The following is an 8,313-nucleotide window of genomic DNA, read 5'->3' as shown; positions in this document are numbered from 1 at the left end:
TGTCTTTCAAAGGATCTTCTGCTAGAGACTGTCACGTCCTGTGACAAACGCAGAAGCCAGCACATCCTGTGCTAGTCTAGTTTTGAGAGAACATTCCTCAAAAAACACTTGATTTTTTTACACGATCAAGTATAATAATTTTTGTCACTATGTCTGGTGATGATGGCGAAGAGGTCACACCCGTTCCCATGCCGAACACGGAAGTTAAGCTCTTCAGCGCCAATGGTAGTGAGGGGCTTCCCCTTGTGAGAGTAGGACGTCGCCAGGCATTTCCATTATTCCGCAGTAGCTCAGTGGTAGAGCTATCGGCTGTTAACCGATCGGTCGCAGGTTCGAATCCTGCCTGCGGAGCCTTTATAACTTGGAGAGCTGTCCGAGTGGCCGAAGGAGCACGATTGGAAATCGTGTAGGCGGATAACCCCGTCTCAAGGGTTCAAATCCCTTGCTCTCCGCCATTTTTAAATCGGACTTATATATAACTTAAACGGCCCGTTGGTCAAGCGGTTAAGACACCGCCCTTTCACGGCGGTAACACGGGTTCGAATCCCGTACGGGTCACCAAGTAATTCGCGATGTTCTGTCGCAACACATGCAATTGCACATTCAGTACTAGGAGGATTAGCTCAGCTGGGAGAGCATCTGCCTTACAAGCAGAGGGTCGGCGGTTCGATCCCGTCATCCTCCACCATTAAATCTTATATTTGTTTTTATCGCGGGGTGGAGCAGTCTGGTAGCTCGTCGGGCTCATAACCCGAAGGTCGCAGGTTCAAATCCTGTCCCCGCAACCAAATGGTCCGGTAGTTCAGTTGGTTAGAATGCCTGCCTGTCACGCAGGAGGTCGCGGGTTCGAGTCCCGTCCGGACCGCCATTTTATTATAGGTTATATACATTCTTGGCTCAGTAGCTCAGTTGGTAGAGCAAAGGACTGAAAATCCTTGTGTCGGCGGTTCGATTCCGTCCTGAGCCACCATTTAAGACTTAATTAAATAAAGATAAATTATGCCGGTGTAGCTCAATTGGTAGAGCACGACCGAATAAGCTTCGAAGCTTATGCTTCAGCACACAAGCCGAGCTGCTTCTTGCAAAAGCTTTCTGAAGCTTGGGTGACAGTATGAACTTCTTAATATAATATATTTTCTTACTATATATGCCGGTGTAGCTCAATTGGTAGAGCAACTGACTTGTAATCAGTAGGTTGGGGGTTCAAGTCCTCTTGCCGGCACCAGTAGTCTTATGGAGGGGTAGCGAAGTGGCTAAACGCGGCGGACTGTAAATCCGCTCCTTCGGGTTCGGCAGTTCGAATCTGCCCCCCTCCACCATTTATATAGGGGCATAGTTTAACGGTAGAACAGAGGTCTCCAAAACCTCCGGTGTGGGTTCGATTCCTACTGCCCCTGCCACTTTAACTATGGCGGTTGTGGCGAAGTGGTTAACGCACCAGATTGTGGCTCTGGCACTCGTGGGTTCGATTCCCATCAATCGCCCCATATTCAATTAAAAATTCATTAATGGGCTATAGCCAAGCGGTAAGGCAACGGACTTTGACTCCGTCATGCGTTGGTTCGAATCCAGCTAGCCCAGCCATTTTTTATTTAAGAAACTTTTCATAAGCTGATGCATAGGTTATAATCATAAATGTTTGCGGAAGTAGTTCAGTGGTAGAACATCACCTTGCCAAGGTGGGGGTCGCGGGTTCGAATCCCGTCTTCCGCTCCATTTATATAGAGGCGGCATAGCCAAGTGGTAAGGCAGAGGTCTGCAAAACCTTTATCCCCGGTTCAAATCCGGGTGTCGCCTCCATTATTTTTTTATTACTTACTTACACACTTACTGCCTTAGCCGGGGTGGCGGAACTGGCAGACGCACAGGACTTAAAATCCTGCGGTAGGTGACTACCGTACCGGTTCGATTCCGGTCCTCGGCACCATCAACACATTATGCCAGTGTGGCGGAATTGGCAGACGCGCACGACTCAAAATCGTGTTCCTTCGGGAGTGTCGGTTCGACCCCGACCACTGGTATTACAAAATGACTGTATAAACACAGTGAACTCAACGGTTTGACCTTATTGGTTGAACCGTTTTTTGTGTTGTCCTTGCATATGATTTTCACGACAAAAACCATGTTCAATAAATCGTATGTAAAGGGTGAACAAAATCATGAGACGTTCAAACCAATTGTCCAAATTTGAACTAAACAAAGTCCACAACTCACAAGAGCTGTTAACATTTGAAGAAGCTCTTGAGCTTTTCCTCAAAGACTGTTCAATTCGTAACCTCCGTGACCATACTCTCAAATACTATTCAAACGAACTTCAATCATTCCTCAAACTTGTTGGGAAACAGTTGAGACCAAATGACGTGACTCCAGTCCACATAAAGGAGCAAGTCATTCTCCAGATGAAAGAACAAGGTCTCAAAACTGTATCCATAAACACGAGATTGCGAGCGATACGTTCCTTTTTCAACTTCCTTTATCAAAACAAGCACATTTCGAACAACCCAATGGAGTCCGTAAAACTCCTCAAAGATCGTAAACATATCGTTGACACGTTCACAAGAGACGAACTGAAGCTCTTATTGAAGCAACCAGACCTCCACACATTCACTGGAGTACGTGATTATACCATGCTGTTGCTATTGCTTGAAACTGGAGTCAGAGCAAATGAACTTGTCAACATTCACATTTCAGACATTCAAGAGAAGTCAATTAGGATAAGACACTCAAAGACCTATATGGAGAGATTGGTTCCAATTCAACGCAAAATGAAAGACCATCTGAAGAAATGGTTGTCAATCAGAGGTCAATGTGATCATGACTATTTGTTCATTTCAATAGAAGTTCAACCAATTGCAAAGAGACGATTCAACAACGTGTTTCACAGTACGGAAACAAGATTGGAGTCAATGCAAAGTGTCACAAGTTTAGGCACACATTTGCAAGAATGTCTGTTGAGAATGGAGCAAATGTTTTTGAGCTTCAGAGAATTATGGGTCATGCAACAATGGAAATGACAAAGACATACGTCAATTTGTTCTCCAATGAAGTTAATGAGAGTCACAAAAAGTTCAGTCCGTTGAGGAACTTGTTATGAACAACTGGAACGAATGGTTTGCTTTAATTATGGAAGCAAAAGAACTTGGAATGACACCAGAGGAAGTAATGGAAGTATTAGAGCGAATCAAACAAGAAAATAAACAGTAAATCAAAAAAAAAAGGAAGTTCCAACCGTGTCGGCAAACACGGGTGATAACCTCCCAAACGAGAAAAGATTGAGACCCTTCTCTCATTTGAGTTTATCACATGGAGCTTTCCCTTTTCAATCATGGAGGGAATAGCTTGTTTATTACAACGGAAAAAATAAGAGAGTTTGAGTCGTTCAAATCTCTGGACGAATTAAACAAACAAATTGATTTTGTCATTGAGAACATTGAATTGAAACAGAATGAGAGAGACGTTCTTCTTTTATTGTCACGTTATTCAGTCAAATTTCTTGGAGTAAGCTTCCTCAAGGTTGGAACTATAGCTGACCAGCTCTTATTGAGCGTCAGAACCGTTCAGAGAGCTTTGAAAAGACTCCAAGAACTACAAGTTATTAAACGTCTAAAGCGCTTCAGAGTGAAGTCTGGAGGGTTCTCAAGCTCCCTTACAATTATTATGAGTCATGTTGATTTGGCACAACGTAAGGACGAGGAGAAACCATCTGGGACAAGGTTTGAAAGTGAATCTGAAGCAACAGAAACTATTTCACAATTAATCTCAAATTCTTTAAAAGATAATTACGTTCATGAAACAGATCGTTCTTACATAGAAGGAACAGTTGACTCGTGGTTTATAACATTGACAGCTCCATTCTTTAATAACAAGTTCACCAAAAAATTATGGAAGAAAGCTCAACAGTGTTTTGAATGGTATAGCTCCCTTTCTTATTATATTGACGAGGAGACTGTTACACGAGCGTTCAGAGTGTCTGTTTATGCTTATAAGGTGAGGAAGATAAAAGACTTCACAGCCTATTTCTTTTCGACCCTTAGAAACATGGTTCAAGATATTGAAAGTGAACTGTCAGCTCAGGTTAGACGACAGGCTGTTACTAGTGGAGCTGTAGTTTTTTATGACTGGTTGAATGAATAATTAGTCATTTCCTCAATTTTTAAAGTAATATAGAATATATAGGAGTGGGGGAGAAGAAAGTATGATCACAAAAACAAAATTGTCGGAGTCTGTTGGCTGGTCTGAAAGTAATGGTAGAAGATGGATTAAAGCATTTAAGGACTACATACCTAGTATTAAAAAGGGAAGTTCTATATATTACAACGACAGTTCGACTGCTGTATTAAAGGTTATAAAAGAATTAAGTGAGAGCGGTCTAACACAAAAAGAGATCTTAAAAATTTTCAAAGAACAAGGAGTCCCAACGAATATCGAAGAAATAACTTCAAGTGTTTCAAATTCAATTGATATTCCAAGAGCAAGGGACATAATTATTCCTTTTCTTACAATTATAAGTGACGGTAAGGCTTTTACTTCTAGTTATATTTCCGAAGAATTGACCAAATACTTTAATTTAACCGAAGAACAAAGGAATCGCCCATATAATAATAGTAAAGATTCTATTTTTATCACAAGAATTAGGCAAGCACGGTTTAGTTTAAAAAACTCTAGTTACATTGAAGAAATCAGTCAATCCACATTTCAAATTACGAACAAAGGTTTAGAGCTTCTAAATGACAATCATAAGGAGATTCAAGAAGAGATTGAGGAAATGGAAGAAGTTATAGACCCATTTGAAGTAATTGAAGAAAAGTTCGACGATATTAAAAAAGAATTAGCAGATTCCCTCATTCAACAAATAAAAAAAGTTCACTGGAGAAAATTCGAACATTTAATCGTAGAACTTCTAATGGCGATGGACTACGGAGATGGAGAAGTAACAGGTAAATCAAGTGATGGGGGAATTGACGGAATTATTAAACAGGATAAGCTCGGACTAGAAAATATTTATCTTCAAGCAAAAAGGTGGGAGAATACTGTTGGAAGAGAACAAATTCAAAGTTTCTCTGGTGCCCTCGACGATTTAGGAGCTACAAAAGGTGTGTTTATTACAACTTCTAATTTTACAAAACACGCAATTCAGTACGCTGAAAGACTGCAAAGTAAGAAGATTGTTTTAATTGATGGTGAAACGCTAGCAAAACTCATGATTCAATACAATATTGGTGTATCTGTTAAGGCGACGTTTGTTGTTAAGAAAATTGATTTCACATATTTTAATGAAGAATAATTGGAATATAACAGAGACCCTTTGAAGGTCTCTTTTCTTTTTAGTTCTGGGAACCTAAAGTATCAAAGGAGTTTAAAAAAATTTTTTTTAACAACCGAGTTTCTGAATCATATTGTACATTTTTTCAACAAGAGGTGCAGGTGTATGTTTATTGCAAAATAAAAGTACAGAGTTCTGCAGTGAATTAGTGCAGAACCTAACTGCATAAAAAAAAGCTTGCCAGCTCCTAAAATAACCTCTACTGTTTTGATTGACAAGATCTTAACAGTTAGGGGAATTGAAAGGATGCTAGCAATGCCAGAAGTAAATTATATCAAACATTTACGAGAAAACGAAGATTTATCAATAAACGAAATCGCTAGAAAGACCGGTAAGAATTGGAGGACCGTAAAGAAATACGCAGATGGGGGAAAAAGATACTCATTATATTCCTAGTAAAATCGAAGCAATTGAAAATAAAACAAATATAAAAATTGAAAAAGTCCCTAATGCTAACCATTCTTTAGATAACGAACCATTTAATACTTTAATGTCCATTTCAGCCTTAGAAAAGGTAATGAAAAGATTAGACGATTTTTTAAAATTATAACCCTTCTTCAAAAAAAGACCGCATATCTGGTAAGGTAAGCGTCTTTTTTTGAGGAAAAAAATTGAGTTGCAAACCTGAGTTGAACAAGGACTTTATATTAACTATAAAGAAGAATATGAGTATATTGAAATAGGAGAGTGCATTTAAAAGTGATTAAAGCTGCTTTATTTGATTTAGATGGAACTTTATTAAATAGAGATGAGTCAGTAAAAATGTTTATTGACAGGCAATATGACAGATTAAATAAACTAGTAGGTCATATTCCAAAAGAGAAGTATGTGACAAGATTTATAGAATTGGATAACCGTGGGTATGTTTGGAAAGATAAAGTGTATCAACAATTAGTTGATGAATTTAATATCGCTGGAATCACTTGGGAAAGCTTACTTCAAGATTACTTAGAACAATTTAAGAATAATTGTGTCCCTTTTCCGAATTTCATCAGTATGTTAAAAGGGTTAAAAAGTAAGTCCATTAAATTAGGAGTAATAACGAATGGAAAAGGACAGTTCCAAATGGATAATATAAAGGCGTTAGGTATTGAAAAGTATTTTGAAACTATAATTGTTTCTGAATGGGAAGGTATAAAAAAACCTGATCCTCAAATTTTTAAAAAAGCTTTAGAGCAATTAAATGTCTCACCGTATGAAAGTATGTACGTTGGAGATCATCCAGAAAACGATGTAAAAGCTGCTCGAAATGTAGGAATGAAAGGAATTTGGAAAAAAGACTCACAATGGGGCAATGTTGAAACGGACTTCATGATTGATGATTTGGCAGAGCTACCTTTAATTATAGAAAGAGTAAGTAGTATTTAATCTTGTTAAAAGGGTTCAAAAGTTCGAACCTGATTCAATAGCCTTTGATCTTCAGCAATTGGGCGCAAGAGTTTAATAACGAGTTGCTAAGGTAACTCTTTTTCTTTGGTCTTATTATAAAAGGGGAGAAATATTAGTGGAAAAAAACTTTGATACAGCACATCGTTTTAGTAGTCATAATAGGAAAGATTTAGAAAAGGATAGCATATGTGGATGTTTTTATTGTATGAAAATATTTAATCCCAATGAAATTGATGAATGGTGGGATAACGATGATACAGGAGTTTGCCCTTATTGTGGAATTGATTCTGTTATAGGGGAGAGTTCTGGATTTCCCATCACAGAACGGTTTCTAAAAGGAATGCATAAGGTGTGGTTTTAGTATTAAAGGAGATTAAAAATGCGAGAATTAATACAATCATTCTTAGAGGATGAAATTTCTGATCAGGAATTTTATGATGGAATTATTGATTTTATATATTCCTACAATATTAGATGTGGAGAATATGAATGTAATCGCTTTGTCATTAAAAAGATGGACCATTTAAACTTTATTATCTTTGATGAATATGTAATTGATGCAAAAAGGGAAATACATAATTCAGTTTTAATACATAAGAATAAATTAATAAACCTGGTCAATGAATATGCAAAAAGGCAAGGGATTATATTAAGAAATTCTTATTAAACAATCGGGCGCATTTCTGGAGCAAGAAATGCGCTTTTCTTAATAAATTGGGCCAGGTTGTTAAGGAACATTTTTTAATTTTAAGGTGTCACGAAAAGGTGACACCCTCATTATTTATACATTTTTCATCATATTATTTAAAATATCATAAACCAACGGGAAAGTAATGAAACCATCATCTTCTAGAAAATGACCACCCTTTTCAACAGGATAAAATGATGTATCCAATTGTTTTGATAAATTTCGACTTAATTGAAAAGGTACAATATAGTCATCTTTTGCAGAAATAACAGCACGTGAATTAGTTGCAGAAATTATTTTTTTATCATCCACTTTTTTAGCTGTAAAAGGATTTAGTGAAGGTAAGGATGATAATGGTTCTGAAAAGCCAGAAACAAGAATAAAGCCTCCAAAGCTTTGTAACGGATCTAATTGATCTAGATAGTTCAATAGTGTGATAGACCCTAAACTATGTGTTACAAAATAAGTATTTTTATCTAAATTCTTTATTTTATTAGCTAATGTTTCCAACCATTCTTCTTTCTTGGGGTCAGACGAATTTGGCATGTGAAGAACCAAAACTTGATTATTATCTGCTATTAATTTTTCTTTTAACCATTGGAACCAATGATTAGTTGGTGAAGCTCCGTATCCATGGATAATATATACTTGTTTTCCCATTGCTACTCTCCCTTTCTTTTTATAGATACAAAAACAGTATATTACTGATCTAAAGTTATCAAGACTAAATTTAAAATAACATAGATAAAATAAGGGGCCATACATATTATATATGTCTAATATGTATGGCCCCTTTATTTAACAAACGCACCCGTTTCTTTAATTTACAAATGCGTGGTCCAACTCCACCGTCTTTAGACGGTATAAGCTTTTAGCCCTCTCTATATGTGTCCATACTTGAAGTGTGAGGTGA

Annotated in this window: 8 protein-coding genes, 16 tRNA genes, 1 rRNA gene and 1 pseudogene; 25 read left to right on the top strand and 1 reads right to left on the bottom strand. The window is 37.4% G+C overall.

Annotated features, from left to right (window positions below; translation table 11 throughout):
* Positions 1-152 precede the first annotated feature (152 nt).
* The 25 genes and pseudogenes from rrf (at position 153) to IC621_RS25890 (ending at position 7,379) form a co-directional block, all read left to right on the top strand.
* Positions 153-268: ribosomal RNA gene (rrf, locus tag IC621_RS26005) — 5S ribosomal RNA — on the top strand.
* An 11-nt stretch (positions 269-279) separates the two neighbouring features.
* Positions 280-351: transfer RNA gene (locus IC621_RS26000), tRNA-Asn, on the top strand.
* Between the two features lie 12 nt (positions 352-363).
* Positions 364-455, top strand: a tRNA-Ser gene (locus tag IC621_RS25995).
* 31 nt (positions 456-486) lie between these two features.
* Positions 487-561, top strand: a tRNA-Glu gene (locus IC621_RS25990).
* A 51-nt stretch (positions 562-612) separates the two neighbouring features.
* A tRNA-Val gene (locus IC621_RS25985) sits at positions 613-688 on the top strand.
* A gap of 23 nt (positions 689-711) precedes the next feature.
* Positions 712-788: transfer RNA gene (locus tag IC621_RS25980), tRNA-Met, on the top strand.
* 3 nt (positions 789-791) lie between these two features.
* Positions 792-868 (top strand) — tRNA-Asp (locus IC621_RS25975).
* A 26-nt stretch (positions 869-894) separates the two neighbouring features.
* Positions 895-970: transfer RNA gene (locus tag IC621_RS25970), tRNA-Phe, on the top strand.
* 179 nt (positions 971-1,149) lie between these two features.
* Positions 1,150-1,225: transfer RNA gene (locus IC621_RS25965), tRNA-Thr, on the top strand.
* A gap of 10 nt (positions 1,226-1,235) precedes the next feature.
* Positions 1,236-1,319: transfer RNA gene (locus IC621_RS25960), tRNA-Tyr, on the top strand.
* A gap of 7 nt (positions 1,320-1,326) precedes the next feature.
* Positions 1,327-1,400 (top strand) — tRNA-Trp (locus tag IC621_RS25955).
* A gap of 11 nt (positions 1,401-1,411) precedes the next feature.
* Positions 1,412-1,487, top strand: a tRNA-His gene (locus tag IC621_RS25950).
* Positions 1,488-1,509: 22 nt separating this feature from the next.
* A tRNA-Gln gene (locus IC621_RS25945) sits at positions 1,510-1,584 on the top strand.
* A 57-nt stretch (positions 1,585-1,641) separates the two neighbouring features.
* Positions 1,642-1,716 (top strand) — tRNA-Gly (locus tag IC621_RS25940).
* Between the two features lie 10 nt (positions 1,717-1,726).
* A tRNA-Cys gene (locus tag IC621_RS25935) sits at positions 1,727-1,800 on the top strand.
* A gap of 38 nt (positions 1,801-1,838) precedes the next feature.
* Positions 1,839-1,927 (top strand) — tRNA-Leu (locus IC621_RS25930).
* A gap of 12 nt (positions 1,928-1,939) precedes the next feature.
* Positions 1,940-2,021, top strand: a tRNA-Leu gene (locus IC621_RS25925).
* A 246-nt stretch (positions 2,022-2,267) separates the two neighbouring features.
* A pseudogene (locus IC621_RS27320) lies at positions 2,268-3,094 on the top strand (tyrosine-type recombinase/integrase).
* Positions 3,091-3,204: an anti-repressor SinI family protein gene (locus IC621_RS26790; protein WP_224752826.1), complete on the top strand. Its 114-nt coding sequence runs from the start codon at positions 3,091-3,093 to the stop codon at positions 3,202-3,204. Before IC621_RS27320 ends, IC621_RS26790 begins: the two are co-directional and overlap by 4 nt.
* 135 nt (positions 3,205-3,339) lie before the next feature.
* Positions 3,340-4,134 (top strand): helix-turn-helix domain-containing protein, encoded by a 795-nt coding sequence (locus tag IC621_RS25915; RefSeq protein WP_191162910.1) that lies wholly within the window; start codon positions 3,340-3,342, stop codon positions 4,132-4,134.
* A 61-nt stretch (positions 4,135-4,195) separates the two neighbouring features.
* Positions 4,196-5,284, top strand: coding sequence for a restriction endonuclease (locus IC621_RS25910; protein ID WP_191162908.1), 1,089 nt, complete (start codon positions 4,196-4,198; stop codon positions 5,282-5,284).
* 403 nt (positions 5,285-5,687) lie between these two features.
* Positions 5,688-5,873 carry a hypothetical protein gene (locus IC621_RS25905; RefSeq protein WP_191162906.1) on the top strand — a complete coding sequence of 62 codons (186 nt, stop codon included), beginning with the start codon at positions 5,688-5,690 and terminating at the stop codon, positions 5,871-5,873.
* Between the two features lie 149 nt (positions 5,874-6,022).
* On the top strand, positions 6,023-6,691 hold the full coding sequence (locus IC621_RS25900; RefSeq protein ID WP_191162904.1) for an HAD family hydrolase: 669 nt from the start codon (positions 6,023-6,025) through the stop codon (positions 6,689-6,691).
* A 136-nt stretch (positions 6,692-6,827) separates the two neighbouring features.
* Entirely contained in the window at positions 6,828-7,073 is a 246-nt protein-coding gene (locus IC621_RS25895) for a cytoplasmic protein (RefSeq protein ID WP_191162902.1), read from the top strand.
* 18 nt (positions 7,074-7,091) lie between these two features.
* Positions 7,092-7,379 carry a hypothetical protein gene (locus IC621_RS25890; RefSeq protein ID WP_191162900.1) on the top strand — a complete coding sequence of 96 codons (288 nt, stop codon included), beginning with the start codon at positions 7,092-7,094 and terminating at the stop codon, positions 7,377-7,379.
* A gap of 114 nt (positions 7,380-7,493) precedes the next feature.
* Here IC621_RS25890 and IC621_RS25885 read toward each other — a convergent pair whose 3' ends face one another.
* Positions 7,494-8,060 carry an RBBP9/YdeN family alpha/beta hydrolase gene (locus IC621_RS25885; RefSeq protein WP_191162898.1) on the bottom strand — a complete coding sequence of 189 codons (567 nt, stop codon included), beginning with the start codon at positions 8,058-8,060 and terminating at the stop codon, positions 7,494-7,496.
* Between the last annotated feature and the right edge of the window lie 253 nt (positions 8,061-8,313).

The organism is Metabacillus arenae (assembly GCF_014773385.1).
Lineage (GTDB): Bacteria > Bacillota > Bacilli > Bacillales > Bacillaceae > Metabacillus_D > Metabacillus_D arenae.
Note: the sequence above shows the minus strand (reverse complement) of the source record. Positions and strands in the feature narration are given on the sequence as shown.